Consider the following 24,224-nt stretch of genomic DNA (forward strand, 5'->3'; position numbering starts at 1 on the left):
TATTGTTGACCTTTGCATCGTAATAATAATTTTCTGACTGCACTGCCAGCGGAATGCGATCGAGTGACCCGGAGCAAGGATAATGCTCGCTGGCAGCGTATAATTCCGATGTTACGGTATTTGATATTACCCATTTCCACTTCCCAATTTCCAATCACCAATAGCTAATTTATTGTCCCAAATTTGAATCCCTACCTGTTAAATTCGATCGCACTGGAATTTCAATCAAAAACTCCGCTCCCTCTCCCGGTGTCGAAATACAACTCAATCTGCCGCCGTGGCGATCGACGATAATCGAGTGAGAAATCGACAATCCCAAACCCGTGCCCTTGCCCACAGGTTTAGTCGTGAAAAACGGGTCAAACAGCCTCGATCGCACTGACTCCGGCATCCCCCGCCCGTTATCCGCAATAGATACCGCTACGAAGTCGGCAGCCGCCTGATAGCTGCGAATAGCGATCGTGCTGGGATGTCGATCGCACTCCTCGATCGAACGCTGCTTGTCCCGTTCTTCCAAAGCATCGATCGCATTAATTAAAATATTCATAAATACCTGATTCAACTCGCCCGGAAAACATTCAATTGGCGGCAATAGTTGGTAATCTTTAACAATCTGAATTTCCCGATGACTGCTGTTAGCTTTTAACCGATTTTGCAAAATCATCAAAGTGCTATCAATTCCCTCGTGAATGTTAACCGACTTCCCAGCGGACTCGTCCAATCGGGAAAAATTACGCAACGATTTCACAATCTCGACAATTCGCTCGGTTCCTACTTGCATCGAATTAAACAATTTTGGGAAATCCTCAGCAATATAATCCAAGTCTATTTCATCAATTTTCTCCAAGACTTGGGCTGGAGGATTAGGACAGTAATCCTGGTAAACTTTAATCAATTCCAGCAAATCTAAAGTGTAATTGCGAGCCGGATTGAGATTGCCGTGAATAAAGCTAACGGGGTTATTAATTTCGTGAGCAACACCAGCAACTAACTGGCCCAAGCTCACCATTTTTTCATTTTGAACGAGCTGAGCTTGAGTCGTTCTGAGTTTGTTAATAGCTGCTTCTAACTCTAGCGCTTTTGAACGTTCTCGCGCTTCAGATTCCTGCAAAGCTGACTCGGCTTGTTTGCGATCGGCAATTTCACTTTGTGCTTGCTCAAACAGCATTGATTGCTGGATCGCGATCGCCAACTGCACGCTAATTTGTTTGAGACACTCGACCTCAATTTCCAGCCAGTGGCGGGGGCCCGCGCACTCGTGGGCAATCAATAGCCCCCACAACTTCTCGCCTTGCAAAATCGGCACTACCAAATTAGCTCGCACCTGAAATTGACTTAATAAATTAATGTAACACTCGGAAAAGCCTGCTTTGTAAATATCATCTACAGCTAAAGTGCGACCATGTTCGTAAGCAGAAGCATAGCTGTCTTCAAAGCAGGAATCTTTAATTGTTATTCCCTGAATCGACTGCCAATTTTGAGCTACCGACTCGACAGTTATAAAACCGCTCCAATCGGGATTAAAGCGATAAATAACTGTCCGGTCTGTTTGCAAAAATTGCCGTACTTCAGCAACAGTTTTTGTCAAAATTTCTTCTAAATTGAGAGAAGAGCGAATGCGTTCCAGCATTCCTACCACCAGGCGTTCTCGCTTTAATTGCTGGCGTAAGATAGCCTCGGCAAGTTTGCGAGCGCTAATATCTTCAATCACAGCAATTACATAGCTAGGTTCCCCAAAGCCATCCCGCACTAAAGATACAGTCATATTAGTCCAAACAAATGAACCGTCTTTGCGAATAAAGCGTTTCTCAAGGGAATAATTAAAAATTTCCCCAGCTAACAGTCTGTCGCGCGACTCGACATCTGCTGCTACATCTGCTGGGTGAGAAATCTCCCCAACATTTCGCGATTTTAGCTCTAATTCTGAGTAGCCGACAATATTGCAAAACCCTTGATTTGCATTCAAAAATTGACCGTCGCGCCACACTTTGACAATGCCAATCGCTGCTTGTTCAAATACAGCTCGAAATCGCTGTTCGCTTTCTTGCAAAGCAGTTTCGGCTTTTTTGCGCTCAGTAATGTCCATTGCCGTGCCAAACAGCCGCACCACCTGACCCAACTCATTTTTAACAGCTTGTCCTTTAGCGTTAACGTGCCTGATTTCTCCTGATGGAAAACAGATGCGGTGGTCGATGTCGTAAGCTGTCCCTTCAGTCACGACCTTTTCTACAACTTGTGTAAACCTTTCTTTGTCATCGGCATGAATTTGCTCGAAAAGTTCTTCCATTGTCGGTGGCAGATTCAATTCTCGACCGTAAACTCGAAACAGTTCTTCCGACCAAGTAAGAACTCCTGCCTCCCTATCGAATTCCCAATTGCCGATGCGGGCTATTTTTTGCGCTGCTTGCAACTGTTCGGCAAGTTGTTGCAGAGATGCGATCAACTGAGTTTTTTCGGCTTCTGCTGCAACGCGGGCACTGATATCTTTGTGAGTGCCTGTTATCCGCAACGGCGCACCCCATTCGTCGTACTCGACTACCTTGCCCATCGCCAGAATCCACTGCCAATTTCCCGCTTTGTTGAGCATCCGAAATTCAAATTCATAGATATTAGTCTCACCTTCCAAATATGAATTCAAAGATTTCATTACCTTCACTCGATCATCGGGATGCAGCAATTTTTCCCAACCTTTGAGGTTGTTTTCTATTTCTATTTCTGCGTAACCAAGCATTGATTTCCAATGAAAGTCGAAATAAGTTTCGCCAGTAGCTATATTCCAATCCCACAGCCCCAAAGAACTGCCTGAAACCGCCAACTGCAATCGCTCTTGACTTAGTTTTAATGCCGATTCGGTGCGTTTTATTTCTGTGAGATCGGCAATTATGGCTATCATTCCTATCGGTTGAATAGCGCTATCTTTAATGCAGTTAGCTCGTAAGAAAGTTTCTATAATATCGCCATTTTTACTCTTGATTTCAATTTCACTTTCCCAGGAAAAACCTTTCCGCAGCACCCTAAATAACTTTCTCAAATCTTGAGAGCTGGGATACATTACTGCTGGGCCGCCAGCATTATTTAGTTCCTCAACTGTATAGCCGTAGCGCTGAATAAATGCTTGATTATGATAAACGGAATAACCGTCCAAATCTGCGATCGCGATCGCATCACTAGCGCTGTCTACAGCTTGAGTTACCAGGCACAGAGTCAGGTCGGCTTGTTTGCGATCGGTAATGTCAAAAATCGCTCCGTCGAGCCACAAAACCAACCCTTCTAGATTGTAAGTCGGCCTACCTCTTTCCGACATCCACCGCACCGCGCCGTCAGCGCGAACAATCCGGTATTCTAGATTGTACGGCTGTTTCGACTCTACTGCTGCGCTGATTTGTCGATCGACCATTTCCTTGTCTGCCTCGTGGACAATGCTGGCAAAAGTCAAGCCGTTGTTGCGAATAAAATCCCCAGCAGGATACCCACTAATTACCTCAATTTCATCGCTAATAAATACCATCGTCCACTCAGTATCGTACAAGCTGCGGCAGATAGCGCCGGGGATATTCTCAACGAGCGATCGAAATCTGGCTTCGCTCTCCCGCAAAGCGGCTTCTGCCTGTTTTAAATCAGTAATGTCCAGCACCATGCCTTCCCAAACTATATCCCCTTCCTGTCCTATTTCCGTCGGACGATCAACTCGTTCCGGTCTCGAAACCCCTTGCATCCACTTAAGTTTACCCGACGGTACAATCGCGCGCCATTCCTGCTGCCATGGCTGCATATCTGCGGCAGAAACAGCAATAGATTCTTCAAATTTTTGACGATCATCGGGATGAATAAAATCAAAAAGTAGTTGAGGATTCTGCTGAATATTTTCTGGGTCTACTTCAAATAAATAGCGGCTGCCCGAAGAAATATAAGGGAAACTTTTTTGGCCGTCGGTTGAGAGACGAAATTGATAAATTATTCCCGGTAAATTGGCAGCAAGTTGCCGAAGTCTAGCTTCGCTTTCTTGCTGCGCTAATTGTTTGCGCCTATCCTCAGTGATATCTCGAATTATCCCGACGAGAATTTTACTACCGTCGGTATTTTCAAAGACAGTTTTTTTAGTAGACAGAATGTGCTTTGCATCGTTGGCGTCCGTAAATATTTCCTCACTCTCGTTTTCTTTCCCCGTCCTAAACACTTGTTGGTCAGTATGCCAAAAAATCTCAGCTTCTTGTTTTGAGAAAAAGTCATAATCCGATTTGCCCAGCAATTCCTCGCGCTGCTTCCCGATCAGCTTGCAAAAAGCATCATTTAACAGTATCCAGCGGTGCTGTTCATCCTTGACAAAAAGTGGGTCTGCAACTGCATCGATTGTATAGTTCAAGAATTTTTTACTAGCTTCGAGTTCGGAAAGTGCTAAAATTTTATCTGTAACATCATTGATAGTTCCTGTTGTCCCCTGCGCCTCGCCGTTCCAGCCAAACATAAAAAATTCTTGCACTTCCACCCACCGAATATCGCCATTTTTGGTAATATATCGACTTTGATAACAACAGGATGTTTTTTGATTTGATCTCTGACCTCTAAACGAATTTAAATATTGGTATTGATCCTCAGAATGAATGTAACTCAAACAGGAAGTTCCTAAGCTTTCATCAACGGTAAATCCGGTAATTTCCGTCCAAGCCGGATTGAGAAAAGTCCAATTGCCAGCAGTATTTGTTTCAAAAACGACTTCTTTGATATTGCCAACAACCTGCTGGTATTTTTCTTGACTTTTTTGCCATTCTGCTTGCCGTTTCTGGCGGGCGATCGCGCACCTGAGCGTCCGCACCAGCAGCCGGCTGTCTACTTGCCTTTTCACCAGATAATCTTGGGCGCCGGCGGCAATTAGCTCGACAGCCAGTTCTTCGTCATCGGCGGCTGTCAGAATGACGATCGGAGTATTTATAGCGCAATCTTGAAGTCGGAAAAAAGTATTAAATTTTGGGCTGTCAGGAAGTGAAAGATCTAATAAAATTACATCAAAAATTTTGTCCCTTAAAATTTCTATCGCTTCCCGGAGGCGAACTACATTGGTCACATGAATTGATTGTCCTAGTTGGCGCTCAGACAGCAGTTCTTGAATAAGTTCTGCATCTTCGGCACAATCTTCTACTAAAAGAATTTTTAAACAAGCAGGCGTTAAAGTTGACTCAAAAACAGATGTCATACCATTTTATATTTTAGATTTGAAATTGGAGATTTGGAATGACTGATGACTATCGCGGTTTGGTTCTGGCGTACAGTGGCATTTTTTGTACTGGTATCCTTTTGCTATTTTTTAGTAATTATTAAATCTCAGTAGCGGATGCAGCTACCTAGCTGATGATTGGGGAACTTGAACCGCAGCCTTTAGAGTGCGCTGTGTGCTTGCAGACCGCGCAGATTTATTTGTAGAATTGAGTTGTTCACTGCAAGTTTTCCGCCTCGCCCCAAACCTAGTGGCCCAAAAATATCCTACTCTTACCCATATTGCAACTTAACTATATTTTAATTTACAACCTTTGGCAGGGGAATAGCAAGGGGAAAGGCAAAAGAGCGCAGAGGAATCAGGATTTGCATTGCTGATAGCCTTTGAAACTTTAGATTATAAATTGCCGTTTAAAGCTTGCCTAAAGTGGCATTATTTTTTCAAACGGGTATTACTACTAAGCTACGAGAATTACCGTTGACTTACAAGATATGCTCTGAGATTGTGTGCGGTTAATTGCCAGCAATTAGCGCCTGTTCGTATTGAGCAATGCAAGTCCTCTCTTGAGCGAGGAAGAACCAAAACTTGCATTCCTTGCTACAAACCTAATTACCAACTTAATTACCGTTGTCTAACCGGACACAATTTAAATCTGTCGAGTCGCTCAATTTTTCTGCGGTTTGGGCAGCACAACTGTAAACACGCTGCCTTGACCGACGTTGCTGCTAATAGCAATTTCACCGTTAAAAGGTTTTAAAAGTTCAATACAAGTATAAAGTCCTAGACCCGTTCCTGTCGGTTCGCCTTCGGTTTTTTCCTCGCCTTTAGGTGGTTTTGATGTGTAAAACGGGTCAAAAAGTTTTGACAAATCTTCAGAGGATATTCCGCATCCCGTATCTGCAATATCCATATATATGTTCGAGTCGTCTTGCCGAGTCACGATAGTTATTTCTCTGCTTTTCTTTTCCCACATAGCATCCATTGCATTATTGATTAAATTATAAAATACTTGAGAAAGATAGGAATAAATTAATGGAATGCTAGCAATTTCTTCGTCATAAAAGTATTTTTTTCTAATCTTATTTTTAAAATACAGGTTGCCTTCCAATAGCTGAATTTCTCGCTGCACTAAATCGTTGATATTCACCGGGTGCAAATCTTGCTTTTGCTCATTTCGGCTTTTCATCATCAGAGTATCCATGATCTGATTGATTTTTGTGACTGCTTGAAAAATATATTTAGTATAGTTAAACAGAGAGTCTTCTTGAATTTGTGTGGCTTTTGTTTCAATCAAATCGACGCTAGTCTGGATCACTTGCAGCGGACTTTTGAGATTGTGAACCATTCCCTGGGTCAAACGTCCGATGATGGCCGTTTTTTCCTGATTTATTAATTGCTTGGTTTTTTGTTCAACAAGTCTTTCCAGGTTTTGGTTGAGGTGGGCAAGTTCGAGGTTTTTTTCTTCGAGTTTTTTTTGCAAGCTGCGGATTGTCAAGTGGGTTTGAATCCGGCTCAAAACTTCTTCGTGCTGGAAAGGCTTAGTGATGTAGTCAACGGCTCCTGTCTGAAAGCCTTTTACTTTATCAGGCGTATCGGAAAGGGCGCTCATAAATATGATGGGAATATCTCGCGTTGACGGGTCTGCTTTCAAACGTCGGCAAGTTTCAAAACCGTCAATTCCTGGCATCATGATATCCAGAAGAATCAAGTCTGGATGGATGTAGTCAATTTGCTCGATCGCACTTTCGCCGTCTAGAGCCACTAATACTTTAAACCCGTAATTCCTTAACAACTCGAAAAGCACGTCAAGATTTGTTTGGTTGTCATCGACAATTAGTATGATGCTTCTTTCGGAATTCTTATCGTTCATATTCAAGGGAAACATTCAAATTTTTGATTTTTGAGTTGTGGGTTGTGACGTTAAATCGGATTCAATGAATTTTTGGCGGCTCTAGAAACCCGGTTGCTTCCTAGATGCTTCTATCAGCAATAACCCTTTGAGGAGCCGACTGCGAGTCCGGGGCGCCCAAGCAAATTAAGTTGTCGCTTCGCGGGAGGCCAGAACACCTAATTGAGAATGGTACTCTGGACGCGAGATTTAACTGATTTTGAGTTGTCTGTTAGCTACCGTCAATTTTAGGACAAATGTTGCTTCAAAAAATCTCGAATTTGCTTGAGCTGAAATCCTTTAGCAAGTTGGCGCAGGTGATGAACGAAAGGCACTAATGTCGGGTCAGAATGTTCGAGTTTAGCAATTTCTTCCAGAATAGCTTCAATATCGCCCATTGCAGCCAATTTTAACAACGCCAAGACTGACTCTGAGGCAGGAGACACCATCGTTGAGTCAGCAGCAGCAATCTCAGAAGATACTTTTGCAGTTTGATCTGTCCGCTTTTTGGTTTGTGATCTTTCTTCGTAAACCCATTCTAGTCTCAAATGCAGGCGCAATAATTCTAAAAGCTCATTAGTTTGAATCGGCTTGGTGAGAAAATTATCGCAACCTGCAAGTATGCTCTCTTGCTTGGTAGTCTCGTAAACGTTAGCGGACAAAGCAAGGATAACCGTATCTTTTAATTCCGGCAAATGTCGCAGCCGCCTGGTAGCTTCCCAACCGTTCATTACGGGCATCAGCAAATCCATTAAAATTATATCCGGTAGAAATTCCTGTGCTTTGTGCAAGCAGTCTTGGCCGTCTGTGGCTTGTGCAATTTCAAAGCCTAAATGAAAAAGCAGCCTGTGCAACATGGCGCGATTTACTTCGTGATCGTCCACGATTAGCACTTTCCGCTGGGGGCCAGTAAAACCTACAAGCGGCCTTTTTTCTGTCCGGGAGGGGAGTTCCGAACACGGGGCAACTGCGGGCAAGTCTAGATCCAACCAAAATATGCTGCCTTTGCCGGAGTTACTTTGGACGCGAATTTGGCTGCCCATCATTTTGACTAATTTTTGGCTGATGGAAAGTCCCAGTCCAGTACCTTCCACGAAATTGTTATGATCGCCCACTTGATGAAAAGGCAAAAATATTTCTTCTAATTTATTCTGCCCGATGCCAATGCCGGTATCTTCGATTTGAAAGCGAATTTTAGAGGTAGGGGTACGGCCGGTATTGTCTGCTATTATCCCCTCGGGCGCTTCTGTTGTTCCTAGCGGCGGGTTAGACAGTTGCTGCGCGTCTAAATTCGCGGTCAAATTGATTATTTGAGGGGCAATTTTTGCTGTCAAACTAGAATTTTCGTAGTTGGTTTGAGGATAATTATCGGGGAAATTTTCTGCATAACCGACTTTGAATGTAACGCTGCCGCTGTTCGTAAACTTAACGGCATTACTGAGCAAATTAATCAAAACTTGACGCAACCTTTTTTCGTCTGCCAAAATGCCGTCTGGCAGCGCTGAAACCTGCTCGTAATTAAAGGCAATTCCTTTTTGAGCCGAGCGCATCTGGAACAAATCAATAATACTTTTCACAAAACTGGAAAAATGCACGTTGGTCCGTGACAGCTCCATTTTACTAGCTTCGATTTTTGAAAGGTCTAAAACATCATTAATCAGCATCAGCAGGTGGTTGCCGCACTGGTGAATGTTGTCAAGACTTTCCTGTTGATCGGCGGTAAAATTTTTATCGACTTTGAGCAGTTGAATGTATCCCAAAATCCCGTTCAAAGGCGTCCGCAATTCGTGGCTCATGTTTGCGAGAAAGTCGCTTTTAGCGCGGTTGGCGGATTCGGCGGCTTCTTTAGCTAATTGCAGGGCGGCTTCTGCAAGTTTGCGATCGGCAATTTCGGTTTGTGCTTGTTCAAATAGCATCGATTGCTGAATGGCGATCGCCAACTGCACCCCCAATTGTTTTAGGCACTCTCCCTCCAATTGCTGCCAGGGACGCGGGCCCGTGCAGTGGTGAGCAATTAACAGCCCCCACAAGTTTTCGCCTTGCAAAATCGGCACTACCAGATTCGCTCTCACATCGAGCCGAGTCAACAAAGCCAAGTGGCAGTCGGCGAGGCCGGCATTGTGAACATCTTCTATGGCTCTAATTCTGCCGTCTTGGTAAAGAGGAGCGTAGGCTGCCCCAAAACAGGGGTCATAAATTTCTATTCCTACAATTGGTCGGAAATTTTCGGCAACCGACTCGACAGCGATAAATCCGCTCCAATCCGGATTGAATTGGTAAATAACAGTGCGGTCTACTTGCAAAAAATGCCGGACTTCTTCGACACTTTTGGTAAGAATTTCTTCGAGATTTAGAGAAGATCTAATGCGTTCGAGCATGGCTACTGCCAACTGTTCACGCTTTAATTTCTGTCGCAAAATCAGCTCTGATTCTTTGCGTTTTGTGATGTCGGTAATGACTCCAATTAAGCCGATGTAATTTCCATTAACGTCTTGAATGCTGTCGGCTCGAACGAGAGCAGTTACTGCTTCGTCGCTCTTAGTTTCCAGCGCAACTTCGCCACACCAAGAGCGACCTTGGCGAAGGCTTTTATAGATTTGTTTGTAATTTTTATGCCGGACATAAAGTGCGGTCATATCGTCAATATCATTGAGTTCTTCCACCGTGTAGCCGTAGCGCTGAATGAAGGCTTGATTGTGGTAAATAGACCGCCCTTTCAAGTCGGCGATCACGATCGCGTCGCTGGTACTTTCGACGGCTTGAGTGACCCGCAGTAAAGCTAATTCTGCTGCTTTGCGATGGCTAATATCCGTCATCGAACCCACCATCCGCAGAGGGTTTCCGGCTGCGTCCCACACTGCTTGAGCGCGGGCGAGTACCCACTTATAGCTACCGTCTTTGCACTGCAAGCGGTATTCGGTGGCGTAATTGGGGGTTTGGCGATCGAGATAACCTTGGATCGCTGCTTGGACTCGTGAGCGATCGTCTGGATGGATGCGATCGATCCATGCGGTGTTGGTGTTTTCGATTTCGCCGTCTGTGTAACCGATAATTTCTTGCCAGCGGGCCGATCGAAAAGCTTCATTTGTTTGAAGATTCAGATCCCAAATTCCATCTTGATTGCCTTTGAGAACTAACTGCCAGCGTTCTTCACTTTTACGCAATTCTTCTTCGGCTTGTTTGCGCTGAATATGATCGCCCAACTGAGTCGCTACAGCCTTGACCAACTCTACTATACGCGGTTCCATAATCGAGCGCTCGCGCTTGCAGAATACTAAAACTGCCAGCACCTTTGAGCTAGCGTGAATTGGCACTCCGAAACAAGCTTTCAATCCGACTAATTTCGCCATTTGCGATCGGGCAAAAAGATGATTTTTGGCTAGAGAAATATCTTCAATCCATTCTACATTTCTGGTTGACCAAATCCGTCCAGGTACTGCCACTCCGGCGGCGAATCTAATTTTTTTACTTTCGCGGCCGAACCTATCTAAATCGCGATCGCTAGCGTACCAAGTTTCGCTGTGTTCCAAAAAAGTACCGTTAGCAGTCGGTATCCAAGCTTCCGCAAAATTCCAGCCGATCGCATTGCACAGCAACCGCAGAATCTCTGGGAGGGCGCTGTGAAAATCTGCTGACTGACTAATGGCTTGAGTTGCTGCCAGCAACAGCTTTATTTCATCTTCTGCTTGCTTGCTTTCTGTAATATCAGTTGCCGTGCCGAGAATTTGTTTTAACTTACCGTCTGTTGTTTTCGCAAATACAGTATCTCGGCTAACCATCCAGCGCCAAGAACCATCCTTGTGCCTAATTCTGTATTCAATTTCAAAGATATCCCCTTCGCTGCCTGTTTCGACTTGCTGTAAATAATCAGGCATTTTGATTGAATTTTCGGGGTGGATTAAAGTTGACATCATCCACGGCCCCATTGCCTGAATCTCCTCTACTGTATAGCCAAGAATGTGGTAGATAGAAGCGTTACCATAGATATTTTTTTTTTCAATTAAGTCACACACATACAAAATATTAGGAATTGCCCCAGCAATTTGCTGAGCGAACCGCTGGCTTTCCCGCAGTGCTGCTTCTGCTTGTTTTCTTTGGGAAATATCGCGAACAACGCAAATAATTTCTCCGTCGGGCAGCATTGTCAGCGAGACATCTATAGGGACTTCCGAGCGGTCGCGACGGCATCCTACTGCTTCGGTGCTGTAAGAACCTTTCTTAACTAAAGTCGGCAGGACTTCTTGCTCGAACCTTTGCAGTTCTGCACCTTGGTAGAACATTTTCCAACTTTTATCTAAGATTTCTTCTAGAGAGTCGTAACCGTAGATTTTTAGTCGTGCTGCGTTGCAATAAATCACCTCATGGTCGGCACTGAATATGGCGATACCTTCGGAAGCTTGGGCCATTGCTGCTGCTTGCCTGTGGAGGACTGACTCGGATCGTTTGCGTTGAGTGATGTCGCGGACGATCGCGATAATTTCGTCCTCCGTACAGAAGACAATTCTCGCTTCAAAATCGTACAGTTCACCATTAACTGGCATTTGATATTCTACGACTTGAATCTCGCCAGTGTCGATCGCTTGTTGATTGCCCGACAAGATTTTTTCAGCAAAAGCAGTCGGTAATATGTCTTGTGCTTTTTTGCCGATTAATGCTTTTTGTGATAGGATATTCTCGAAATCTTTTGCCGATTTGAAGTCTACAAAAGTGCCGTCTGCCCGACAGCGAAATATCATGTCTGGTATCGCATTTAAAAGAGCGCGGTTGGTGGCTTCGCTCTTACGCAATTCAGCTTCAGCTTGCTTGCTAAATGTAACATCGCGGGCCACTGCATAAATCAAGCCTTCTTCTGCAAACGGCGATGCTGTCCACGATAGCCATTTATAAGTACCATCTTGGCAAAGATAGCGGTTTTCTAAGCTAATAATGGGGTGGCTTTTTTTAAGTTTTTCTAATTCCGCTACAGTAATTTCTCGGTCTTCGGGATGGAGGAATTCTATCAAAGGTTTGGCTAAGATTTCATCACTGCTATAACCTAATACATTTGACCAAGCGGGGTTTAAGCGTTTGAAATATCCATCAAAACCTGCAATGCAAAGTAAATCCAGCGAGAGATTAAAAAATCGATCGCGGTCTTGCTGGGTTTGTTTCAATTCCGTAACATCCATCACCAAACCGTCCCAAACTATATCGCCGTTGGCTTGCTTTTCTGGCTTCGACGCGCCTTGCAGCCATTTCACTCGATCTCCCATAACTTGCCGCCACTGGTGTTGCCAAGCTTGCTGAGTCGCCGCTGAAGTTGCCATCGATCGCTGCAAGCCAGAGATGTCATCTGGGTGAACTGTTGCAAAAGCCAAAGTGGCATTTTCTTCTATTTGTTCTGGTTTTAAATTGTATATCTGCCAACTGCCAGAAGAAACGTAACTAAAAGATGTTTTACCATCTACATCAAGCCGATATTGATAAATCATTCCCGGCACGTTGTCGGTCATTATTTGAAATCGAGCTTCGCTTTCCTGCAACGCAATTTGCTGGCGCTTGTAGTCAGTCACATCTCGCATTGTTCCGACCAACATTTTACGACCATCGGCGTTGTTAAATACTGTTTTTTTAGTAGATATAATGCGTTCTTTGCCGCCGCTATCGGTAAAATTCTCTTCTGTTTCCTGAGAAAGACTTCTTTGCAATACTTGCTCGTCTTGTTGCCAAAAAAAAGCCGCTTGTGCTGGGGGCAAAAAATCGTATCCTGACTTGCCAATCAGTTCCGATCGCCTTTTTCCTATCAAATTGCAAAAAGCATCGTTTAAAACGATCCATTTGTGCTGCTCATCTTTAACAAAAATTGGGTCAGGAGTAGAATTAATCGTGTGATTTAAAAACTCTTCTGATGCTTTTAATTTAGCTTCGTAACGATAGCGATCACTCACGTCTAAGACTACTTTAATCAGGCGGTCGATAGAGCCGTCTCGGGCGCGAATACAGCGCAGGGAAACTCTAGTATAAACTGTTTTTCCGTCTTTTCTGCGCCACCTTTTGTCTAAAACATAGCCTTCACTCTCCCCAGCCAAAATTTTATTTAACTGCTCTAAACTCGCCTGCAAGTCTTCAGGAAAACCCCACCTCTCCCAATTCTCATGCAAAAAATCTTGGCGATCGTATCCCAGCAAATCGCACAAAGCATCGTTCACTTCCAACCACTCGCATTTTTCTGGTGCTGAGGGGGAGATCGGAGGAGCAAGAATGGCAATTCCGACGAGAGAATTCTCGACTACCGAGCGATATTTTTCTTCGCTTTTTCGCAAAGCTTCTTGGTTGTGCTGTCGCTCGACTGCGTAGCGAAGCGATCTAATCAACACTTCGCTGTCAATTTTTCGCTTGACTAGATAATCTTGAGCTCCCGCTTGGATTGACTGCACGGCAAGCTCTTCATCGTTGCGGCCCGTCAGTACGACAATCGGAGTATTTAGGCTGTATTCTTGTATTTTGACAATTGTACTTAAGTCTTGGCTGTCGGGCAGCGAAAGATCTAGTAAAATCACATCAAAATGTTCGCCGACCAAAAGTTGCTGCGCTTTGCTGAGACGGTCTGTACAACTTACTGATAACCTTTGGGGTTCGGCTCTACTGACATTTGTTTCTAATAATAATTCTTCGATCAGATCGGCTTCTGCTTGATTGTCTTCGACCAGAAGAACTTTAAAGCCGTTTCGCTTTGCGGGTGGGCTCAAAACTGATATCATATACCTTTTTTTTTGTCATAAGGCAGTCTAGCAAACTATTATAGCATATAAAGAATTGTATAGCCACAAATCCCGCCGTTCCCAGTTAAAAACTCTTTGGTTCAACAATTACAATGCACTTGATCTCAGATGTTGAACGGTTCTCAAGAACGGGCTTTCCGGTCGATTTCACAAATAGTAAATTTTCTTGGGAGGGTTTCTTCTAACCAGCCCTTAAAAAACTTATTGAAAATGGTACAATATCTGATATCTATGCGATTGTGTTTTTCCTCTAAGTAGGCTAACGCAATTAGGGGGAAATTTTTTAAGGTTTTTAGAAGCCAAGCCGGGTTTCAGGAGGAAAGTAAGCTGCTTAGTATTTTTTTGGGCGATCGCCTCTGTGACACGATTTTAGATTTTAGATTCAGTCCAGAGATGAATTGAGGATGTGGAACTAGAATCTCCAATTTTGGGCCGATCACGACTCCTATCGGAAAGTAAGTATCGGTTTTTTGGCGGGTTCAGCCGATCGCGCGATCGAACGCCACTCTTTGTTTTCCTTCAATTCCCCTAGCAACACCATCCAAGGCATATCCCCACACCAATGAGCACTCAACCAAAAAAAAGCGGTGCGAACTATCTTCACTATTCATATTTTTACCACTTCTTTTATAATACCTTACATAAACTCATTACTGCGATTTCTTTACTTTTTGCAATCAAATAAAAAATCTCCACAGGCCTTGCTATTTAGCCAAAAAGTGATAATCTTGAAATAGAGGCAATCGAAAACTCGGTTGATACAGCCTAGTAAAAAATCCGAGAATTTTGGTAACAAAATTACAATTCCGAATAAACTGTCTTTTGTTTACTGTCCTTTGACCGAACTGAGATGAAGTTGAGAGGAAAAAAGCAATGATCGAAAATTTAGCAACTGAACAAAAACTCGGTGTAATTCCCAAAGATAAAGCCTTAGTATTGTTGTTTGATGAAGTCGGCATCGCCGACATCCCATTAGTAGGCGGTAAAAATGCTTCTTTGGGCGAAATGATTCAACAGTTAACCGCCCAAGGAGTCAGAGTTCCCAACGGATTTGCCACTACAGCACACGCTTACCGATACTTCATCCAGTCAGCGGGTTTAGAAGCTAAATTACGCGAAATTTTTGCCGATTTAGACGTAGAAGATCTGCAGAACCTGCGACAAAAAGGCAAGCAAGCGCGGGCACTGATTCTCGACACACCATTTCCGCGAGAACTCCAAGCGGCGATCGCGGATGCTTACGAAAAATTGTGCGATCGCTACGGCGACAGTACAGACGTAGCAGTGCGTTCCTCCGCCACCGCCGAAGACTTACCAGACGCCAGTTTCGCAGGACAGCAAGAAACCTACCTCAACGTCCAAGCTTGCGCTGGCGTCCTCGAATGCTGTCACAAATGCTTTGCTTCCATATTCACCGATCGCGCGATTTCCTACCGCCAACAACGGGGATTCGACCACTTTGAAGTCGCCCTATCAGTCGGCGTCCAAAAAATGGTGCGATCGGACTTAGCATCCTCCGGCGTCATGTTCAGCATCGACACCGAAACCGGATTCAAAAACGCCGTATTAGTCACCGCCGCCTACGGATTAGGCGAAAACGTCGTCCAAGGAACCGTCAACCCCGACGAATACTTCGTCTTTAAACCAACCTTAAAACAAGGTTTTCTCCCGATTTTAGACAAACGACTCGGCAGCAAAACGCTCAAAATGGTGTACGATATCGGCGGTTCTAAATACACCAAAAACGTCTCCGTTATAGCTGCAGAAAAAAATAAATTTGCTATACAAGATGACGAAATTCTGCAACTAGCAAAATGGGCAGTAGTCATCGAAGAACACTACTCTAAAGTGCGCGGGACTTATACCCCGATGGACATAGAGTGGGCAAAAGACGGCAATACGGGCGAATTGTTTATTGTCCAAGCGCGACCCGAAACAGTACAATCTCAAAAGTCTGCTAAAGTTTTGCGAAACTACAAATTGCAAGGCAGCAGTGCCGTTTTAGCAAAAGGACGCGCCGTTGGCGAATCAATCGGGCAAGGCAAAGCCCGCGTGATTTTAGATGTGCACAGAATCGCTGAATTTCAATCAGGGGAAGTCTTAGTTACGAACAAAACAGACCCGGATTGGGAACCGATTATGAAAAAAGCAAGTGCGATTGTCACCAATTCCGGCGGCCGCACTTGTCACGCCGCCATCATCGCCAGAGAAATGGGAATTCCCGCCATTGTCGGCACCGGCGAGGCAACCCAAATCTTGAAAAACGGGCAAGAAATCACTGTTTCTTGTTCCGAAGGAGACGAAGGCAAAGTTTATTCCGGTTTGCTTCCTTTTGAAATTCAAGAAACTGCGATCGAGAATTTGCCCCGCACCCGTACTCAAATTTTAATGAATGTCGGGAACCCAGAAGAAGCCTTTGGTTTATCAGCAATTCCTTGCGACGGCGTAGGCTTAGCGCGGCTAGAATTCATCATAGCCAATCACATTAAAGCACACCCGCTGGCACTGATTCACTTTGACGAATTGGTGGATGAATCAGTCAAAGAAGAAATTGCAGAACTCACAGCACTTTACCCACACAAACCCGATTTCTTCACCGACAAACTCGCCCACGGAATTGCCACAATTGCCGCCGCATTTTATCCTAATCCAGTTATCGTGCGGATGAGCGATTTCAAGAGCAACGAATATGCTAATCTTTTAGGAGGGCGGCAGTTTGAACCCAAGGAAGAAAACCCGATGATCGGGTGGCGCGGCGCCTCTCGCTATTACGACCCGAATTACCGCGAAGCTTATGCTTTGGAATGCAAAGCATTGAAGCGAGTTCGCGACGAAATGGGCTTGACAAATGTGATTCCGATGATTCCATTTTGTCGCACCCCGGATGAAGGGCGAAAAGTGTTAGCCGAGATGGCAAAACACGGTTTAGTTAAGGGCGAGAACGGCTTGCAAGTGTATGTGATGTGCGAATTGCCAAGCAATGTTATATTTGCTGACGAATTCGCCCAAGTTTTTGACGGATTCTCGATCGGCTCTAACGATTTAACTCAGCTAACATTAGGATTAGACCGGGATTCTGCTTTAGTCGCACACATTTTTGACGAACGGAATGAAGCTGTCAAGCGAATGGTAGCAATTGCCATTAAAGCCGCCAAGAAGTACGATCGCAAGATTGGGATTTGCGGTCAAGCGCCCAGCGATTATCCTGAGTTTGCTCGTTTCTTGGTTGAGTTGGGAATTGATTCGATTAGTTTGAATCCCGATTCGGTTTTGAAGACTTTGTTAGATGTTGCTAAGGTGGAAGGCGCGGGTTCGTTGATGGATTTAGCGGGGGATATTGCTAAGGTTTAACAGTTTTGGTTTTTCAGAGCAACCGGGTTTCTCAAACAATAGCTGGCTCATGTTCTGACTTGCTTGTTTTTGAACCGATTCGGTTTCTCATATTTAGTCCTGTAAAATAACCGATTTCGCGTTTGTAGTGATGAATCCAAGTCCTCTGATTTTTATCAGGACTGGCATTCGTCACTACAAACCTATTTGATTGCTGGTAATTGACTTGACATAATATCACATCCTATCTGCACTTCTGGCTTTGTTGGGCTCCTGACGCTGCGCTTTACCAAGAAAGTGTCGCCAACAGCGATCGCCCTCCTCACGCGCCAGCTAACGGTTAACACAGGGGCGGTCTAGTTTGAGACTTGAGCGGGAACTTTTCTTATTTAAAACCGTCTTTTTGAGGAGGATTTTTTGTTGCCGATCGCCTAAATTAAAACAAATATTCTCCACATAAGCTCTGAAAAAGTGCTAACTGCTCTCCTGATTATTTTCATAGGTTTAGCTCCGTCGCTGCTGTCTTTGTGGGTGATGCGCTCTGCCCAGAGCCAAGCCCGCGACAGAATTGCAGCGGCCAGACTTGCGGTAGCGAATAGACCCATGCGAACTCAACTACCAACTGCCGATCGCACTTACATACAAAGCCTCGGTTATTCGATCGGCGATATCACTTGCGAGTATAACGCCCGCTCTAATTACATTCGCTGTGCTGTCAATCCTTCTGGGCCCTGTCAAGATTGTCGGTACTACCAAGCCAGAACTCTTGACGCTCGCGGTGAAAAGATATAGCTTATATTGGTGCTTGTATCTACGTCTATTTGCGGATGTAGTAATCAATGAGTTAAGATGTACTTACGTGTAATGATTATTGTTGAAGCTTGTTTTGGACGACCCACGCCCAAACTCAGCAATTAAACCCTAATCGAGCATTATGGCTTGGTTACAGTTGCCATAACTGGCGGATTGCGATCGGTTTTTCTAGTTGACAACTTACGATCAGGAACCAGGTTTAGATGATAAATTTTGGTTGGGCGGCGAGAAATCTAGGTCTAAATAGGGTTTCTAGTCTCCTGGGCGTAACTCCTGCAGTTAAGAAAATTAGCTAACAAAAATCGTAACTAGCTGAGGGGCAAATCTCCAAATCAGTTTCTCCAAAACATCATGAAAAATTCTGCACGAAACATTGTCCCGAGCATTTATCTTAACCAGAAACAAGCTCGAAGACTCTAAGTGGACAGTTTGAGAAGTTAGTTGTGGGCTGCACGAATCTGTTTTTGCGATCGTAGCGAAACAGTCTCAAACCTAGATTGCTATCTCCAGACTCCAAGTCATGAATTTTTAAGACGCCTCGTCGATACAGGGTATGCCGATTTCAATTGAATCTCATATGTTGCACCATTCTCAAGAATAGGCTTTCTGGCCTGTTCCACAACAAGTGAATTTTCTTATGGGCTGGGCAGGAGACCCCCCCATAGAAGGCTTATTGAGAATGGTAAAAGATCTCAGTTGAATGACACTTCGGGCACGGTCGGCATAATTATGTGACGGCTATCACTCCCTAATTAATGTCTAGTTGCTATTGTGAACAGGGTTTGCGCGCCAAAACAAAAGAAACCGAGTTTTTACCGGGAGCTAAGGCTGCAACCAAGTCTTTTCGTCCATCCAACCTGTTTATGCGTCCAGAAATAGTGAAAATTCTCTGCAAATAAAGTGCCTTAGACGATCTACAGAAAACCTCATCAAGTAAATTTTTGAGAACTCGTGTTATTGTCTACTGCGCGATTTAAGAGACAGGCGTGTAACAGATACACTCGCTAACAGAAAAGAAAAAAGCCGAAGGCAAAATATCACCCGATAGAGAGATTATGGGGATTTAAACCCCAAATCCTCAGCTTTTCTGCCGACGATATTTGCAATGCTATCAAACAGGAATATAGCACTGCTTTGTGCTGAGTAAAATTCACTTTTTGCTCTGGCTCCCCGTCAAGCTGCAGAGTCTCTTACTGTGCAATTAAACCTTGTCCACAGGTGATAATTATCATCTGGAAATGGGTACATCATCTACAATCCGTGAGCCAACTTGACCATGCAAAGCATCTGCAACAAACCAATTTCCATCACCCCAAAAACTTGTGACTCCACCGCAATGATTGCGGGCGCAAACTCCCGAAAAACAGCAACTTATTATCAGAAAAAAGCCATAAAACAAGTAAACACAGAGGAGTATTTCCTGTCCCAGAAACTGCGTGGTGGCACAAGAATTGGGCATCCCCCCAGAGAATTTTTACGAGCAACTGTAGGGGCAAACCCCCCGTGGTTGCCCCCTCGGACTATAAAAAATGTACTGTTCCTCGATGCCAGAGTAGAGAACTTCGACAGCTTGGCAAGAGGAGCAACAGCCGATACAGAGGTATTTGTATTGGACTCGACGCGGGATGGAGTCGAGCAAATTACTAGAATTCTGGTTAATTGCAGCGATTTAGACAGCCTTCAGATAGTTTCTCACGGTCGGGAAGCGGGGGTGCAGCTAGGGTCGATCGAACTCTGCAGCGACAATTTAGAAACCTACAGCCATTTGTTACAGCAGTGGGGAAAAGCCCTCAGCGAGAGAGGAAATATCTTGTTATTCGGGTGCAGCGTCGCAGCGGGGGAAAGCGGCGAGGCCTTCGTGCGGCGGCTGAGCTTGATGGTCGGTGCAGATATTGCAGCTTCCGACAACTTGACGGGGAGTACGGCACTCGGTGGCGACTGGGAATTAAAATTTGCGATCGGGGGAATAAAGAGGAGTATCGCCATTGAAAAAGAAGTCCTCGAAGCCTACCCTTACGCCCTCGGCACATTAGTTAACGAAACCTTCAAAAACTCCACAGTTAGGGGGCCTTGGATTTACGGGGGAAACAACGGGGCACTGTTCAATCCCACCAGCGGGGTGACCGCAGCCAATCAACGTATCCCCGGCATTACCGGAGGCACAGTATCCGGCGTACTTCCGGCTTTGGGCGGTTCGACTCCCGGCGATGGCGCTCTGCAATTAACTCCAGCAGCAGGTGATAGGGAAGCCTTTGTCATCTACAACAACCCCATTCCTTCAACCGACGGTCTCAGAGTCCAGTTTGATTTTTATTCTTACGGTTCAAGCCAGCAATTTAATGCTCCGCAACCATTTATTAGCCCTCAGCCAGGGGACGGGCTGGGTTTCTTCTTGATTGACGGCACTGCCAGCCCAACCAGGACTGGGGGTTATGGCGGTTCTCTGGCTTACGCTCCACGAACGGGTATACCCGGTATTGAAGGAGGTTATTTAGGCATTGGGCTTGACGAGTTTGGCAATTTTTCAACATCCACAGAAGGGCGCTCTGGCCCTGATCCATCTCCGATTCCCGGCTCCTCTATTGGTTCTTTCAGACCTGATTCAGTAACTGTTAGAGGAAATCAAGCCGACGGTTATCAGCTTTTAACAAATGCGATCGTTCCCTTCGGCATCGATAACATTCCTACGAGCATTGACTTTAGCGGCCCTGTTGCCGGCAACAATTTTAATTTCAGCAATACGTTCACGAGCGATCGCAATTTAGCCAAAAGATCCGTTCAAATTACCCTGAATCCATCTAACGATCCGGTGAATCCCTCTCGTCTCACCGTTGCTTTCGATGAAAATTTCGACGACATCTACGAAACTACATTGATCGACATCTCCAACTTGGCCACCGGAAACGACCCAGTACCGCCCCTTCTCAAATTTGGTTTTGGTAGTTCCACAGGAGGCGCAAACAACATTCACGAACTTCAAAACCTGGTAGTTGAAACTATCAATCCTCCCAGTATCGCCGCAGAGGTTTCCACGATTAAGACCGGCCCGCAGTTCGTCAAGCCCGGAAGCAGCATTACCTACACGATTACTACTGTAAACAGAGGGCCAGCGCCCGCTACAAATGTCCTGATTCAAGACGAAATACCTTTTGAACTGCTGCGTCCGGGGGGATTGCCGCCGGTTCTCACTGCCTCCAACAACGGCACTTACGTGAACCAAACGAAGGCTGTCACCTGGCCGTTAATTCCGGTTCTCAATGCGGGTGAGACTCTGACTTACACCCTGACTATTGATTTGCCGCTCGGTTTAACCAGCGGTAGCAGTTTTGCCAACGTTGCATTCAGCAATAGTTCGACTTTCGACCCCGACCTCAGCAACAACAGCGGTGTACTCGCGCCAGGGCAAATCGAGGGGCCGGGTGTAGTCTTTACCACAGTTGTCGATACAGTCGCGGATTTAGTTACTACCAAAAGTGGCCCTGTGACTACTTCGGCCGGGTCAAGCGTGGCCTACACATTGACTACTACTAACATGGGGCCAGACCCCGCTGCCGATGTGACCATCACGGACAGCATTATTCCAGGTTTAACAGGAGTCAGCCTATCGGACGGGGGGAGTTACGACCCAGTTTCGGGCATTGTCACTTTCCCAGCACTGAGGGTGCTGGCAAATGCGGATACTGCGACCCACACCGTCAGTTTCATTGCCCCAGCCACCCGTACCGACATCAGCAACACGGCCCGGAGTAGCGCCGCGACTTTCGATCCGATCGCCACTAACAACAACGGTTCGACAACCAACAAAGACGGCACTCCCACTAACTCTACGGTTACGACAAGTATTGCGCCCAACGCGGATCTTGTTACCACGAAAACGGGCTCTACGAGTGCTACGGCCGGTAGCTCGGTCAGCTATACGATCGCCACAGTTAACTTAGGCCCGAGTCCTGCCGAAGCTGTAACCATTACTGACAGCATAGTCCCCGGATTAACCGGAGTCACGGCATCTAACGGCGGCGTTTACGATCCAGCGACTGGCATTGTCACCTTCACGCCCGTGGCAATAGCCAACGCGGAGACAGTCACCCGGACGATCGGCTTCACAGTACCGCCCACCCTAACTTCCATCAGCAACACGGCAAGAAGTACCTCCATCACTCCCGACTCCACTCCGGCCAACAACAACGGTACAAACCCCAACGCCACCGTCACTACCTCGATCGAGGCTGTGGCCGATGTTGTCACCCAAAAAACTGCTCTGCCCAGCATTAAGGTGGGCGACACCCTCCTTTATACAATCACTACTACCAACAACGGGCCGAGTCCCGCGACCAACGTAGTCATCACCGACAGCCTGATTCCCGGCTTAACTAATGTCAGCGTGTTCGATGGCGGAACCTACAATGCTGCCACAGGAGTGATCGAGTTCCCAGCGATCGCGACTTTAGCCAGTGGCAGCAGCGTCACCCGCCGCCTGATTTTTGTACCGCCGCCTACCCTGACGAGCATCACCAACATTGTATTGAGTCGATCGGACACTTTTGACCCGGACTTGACGAATAACAACGGCTCGACAGTCGCATTGCCCGGTCAGGCGGGGGGGCAAGTTATTACCTCGATCGATCCTGTGGCCGACCTGGTTACGTCCAAAAGCGGCCTCACATCTGCTCCTGCTGGTAGTTCCGTGACTTATACTATAACTACCGCCAACAATGGGCCAAATGCTGCTGAAAACCTAGTGATTACAGACAGCATCATTCCCGGTTTAACGGGAGTCAGCGCCTCCGATAACGGCACTTACGACCCAGTGACAGGGGTTGTCACCTTCCCAACAATTCCCAGTTTGACGAGCGGCAGCAACATCAACCGCGAGGTAACAATAGTCGTTCCAGCGACCGGCACCATTAGCAATACTTCCCAGAGTCGATCGACCACTTTTGACCCAGAACCCAGCAATAACAACGGTTCCGAGTCCAGAGCCACTGTCACCACCGCCATCAGCCCGCAGCCAACACCCAACAAACTTCCATCAGCCAACAGCAGCAACGCTGCGCTAGCGCCCAACAGCGTTGTCCAAATTAGCGGGCTCGGAGGCACAGACTCAGACGGCACAGTGGTTACATTCACCATCAGCACCCTGCCGCCGACAAATCAAGGCGTCCTGTTCTTGGGCGACCCGGCAATGGGGGGAGTCGCCGTCACGGCAGGTCAAACCCTGACAGCCGAACAAATGACGCAGTTATTCTTCCAGTCCGCAGGCAATTTCACAGCAGCTAATTTTACCTACAACAGCAGGGACAATCTCGGTGGCAGCAGTCCTGCCGGCACAGTTTCTCTGGTGTCCCTGGCGTTCAACTACCCGCCGGTACCCACAAACATCAGCAAGACACTGGCGCCAAACAGCACCGTCAACCTCACAGGGTTCACGGCCAAAGACCCCGACGACTCGATCGAATTCTTCACTATCAACACCCTGCCGGCAGCAAACCAAGGCGTCCTGTTCTTGGGCGACCCCAGCCAGGGAATCCGGGTCACAGCAGGCCAAAAACTTAGCACAAGTCAAATCAGCCAGTTATTTTTCCAAGCAACCAGCGAATTCGCAGCCGCCAACTTTACCTACAGCGCCACAGACCGCCGCGGCGCCATCAGTCCAGCCCCCGCTACAGCCTCCCTGCTAGCACTATTACCTCCCACCGACCAGCCACCCGTCGCCAACAACTCCAGCGTCGCTTTGTTGGTGGAAACAACCGTGAACATCCCCGGACTCGGAGGAACCGACCCAGACGGGACGGTAGTTTCCTTTACCGTAAACACCTTGCCACCAGCCAATGAAGGCACGCTGTTCTTGGGCGACCCCAGCCAGGGAGTGCGGGTCACGGCAGGTCAAACCCTGACAGCCGAGCAAATTACCCAGTTGTTCTTCCAGGCGTCCGGCAATTTCACAGGAGCAAACTTCACCTACAGCGCTATAGACAACCTCGGCGCCACCAGTGCCGCAGTCGCCACTGTCTCTCTCATTCCCCTGAAGGAATCGATACCCGTGCCGGCACCCGCGCCAATACCAACGCCAATACCAACGCCCGCGCCGATACCCGTGCCGGCACCCGCCCCGATACCCACGCCGGAACCGATACCGACGCCGACACCCGCCCCGATACCCACGCCGGAACCGATACCGACGCCGACACCCGCCCCGATACCCACGCCGGAACCGATACCG

General features: G+C 46.4%; 7 protein-coding genes. 3 read left to right on the top strand and 4 right to left on the bottom strand.

Annotated elements, in window-relative coordinates:
- Positions 1–169 precede the first annotated feature (169 nt).
- The 4 genes from QUB44_RS02760 to QUB44_RS02775 form a co-directional block, all read right to left on the bottom strand.
- Positions 170–5,191, bottom strand: a complete 5,022-nt coding sequence (locus tag QUB44_RS02760) for a PAS domain S-box protein (protein WP_333362818.1) — start codon at positions 5,189–5,191, stop codon at positions 170–172.
- 685 nt (positions 5,192–5,876) lie between these two features.
- Entirely contained in the window at positions 5,877–7,097 is a 1,221-nt protein-coding gene (locus QUB44_RS02765; protein WP_333362821.1) for a hybrid sensor histidine kinase/response regulator, read from the bottom strand.
- Positions 7,098–7,348: 251 nt separating this feature from the next.
- Positions 7,349–13,840 (bottom strand): PAS domain S-box protein, encoded by a 6,492-nt coding sequence (locus tag QUB44_RS02770; RefSeq protein ID WP_333362825.1) that lies wholly within the window; start codon positions 13,838–13,840, stop codon positions 7,349–7,351.
- Positions 13,841–14,340: 500 nt separating this feature from the next.
- A complete protein-coding gene (locus QUB44_RS02775; RefSeq protein ID WP_333164624.1) occupies positions 14,341–14,472 on the bottom strand; it encodes a hypothetical protein in 132 nt (43 codons plus the stop codon).
- A 262-nt stretch (positions 14,473–14,734) separates the two neighbouring features.
- On the opposite strand from QUB44_RS02775, the gene ppsA reads away from it, so the two are divergent.
- From ppsA to QUB44_RS02790, 3 genes are all read left to right on the top strand, one after another.
- Positions 14,735–17,212, top strand: a complete 2,478-nt coding sequence (gene ppsA, locus QUB44_RS02780) for a phosphoenolpyruvate synthase (RefSeq protein WP_333362828.1) — start codon at positions 14,735–14,737, stop codon at positions 17,210–17,212.
- 450 nt (positions 17,213–17,662) lie between these two features.
- Positions 17,663–17,983 (top strand): DUF6464 family protein, encoded by a 321-nt coding sequence (locus QUB44_RS02785; RefSeq protein ID WP_333100037.1) that lies wholly within the window; start codon positions 17,663–17,665, stop codon positions 17,981–17,983.
- Positions 17,984–19,280: 1,297 nt separating this feature from the next.
- Positions 19,281–24,224, top strand: a 4,944-nt coding sequence (locus QUB44_RS02790) for a DUF4347 domain-containing protein (RefSeq protein WP_333362831.1), incomplete at its 3' end; no start/stop codon positions are given.

This window comes from Microcoleus sp. AT3-D2 (assembly GCF_036705715.1).
Classification (GTDB): domain Bacteria; phylum Cyanobacteriota; class Cyanobacteriia; order Cyanobacteriales; family Microcoleaceae; genus Microcoleus.

Excerpts from the sequence above, each read along its gene's own strand:
- QUB44_RS02760 (WP_333362818.1), bottom strand. The coding sequence starts at position 5,191 with ATGACATCTGTTTTTGAGTCAACTTTAACGCCTGCTTGTTTAAAAATT.
- QUB44_RS02765 (WP_333362821.1), bottom strand. The coding sequence starts at position 7,097 with ATGTTTCCCTTGAATATGAACGATAAGAATTCCGAAAGAAGCATCATA.
- QUB44_RS02770 (WP_333362825.1), bottom strand. The coding sequence starts at position 13,840 with ATGATATCAGTTTTGAGCCCACCCGCAAAGCGAAACGGCTTTAAAGTT.
- QUB44_RS02775 (WP_333164624.1), bottom strand. The coding sequence starts at position 14,472 with ATGAATAGTGAAGATAGTTCGCACCGCTTTTTTTTGGTTGAGTGCTCA.
- ppsA (WP_333362828.1), top strand. The coding sequence starts at position 14,735 with ATGATCGAAAATTTAGCAACTGAACAAAAACTCGGTGTAATTCCCAAA.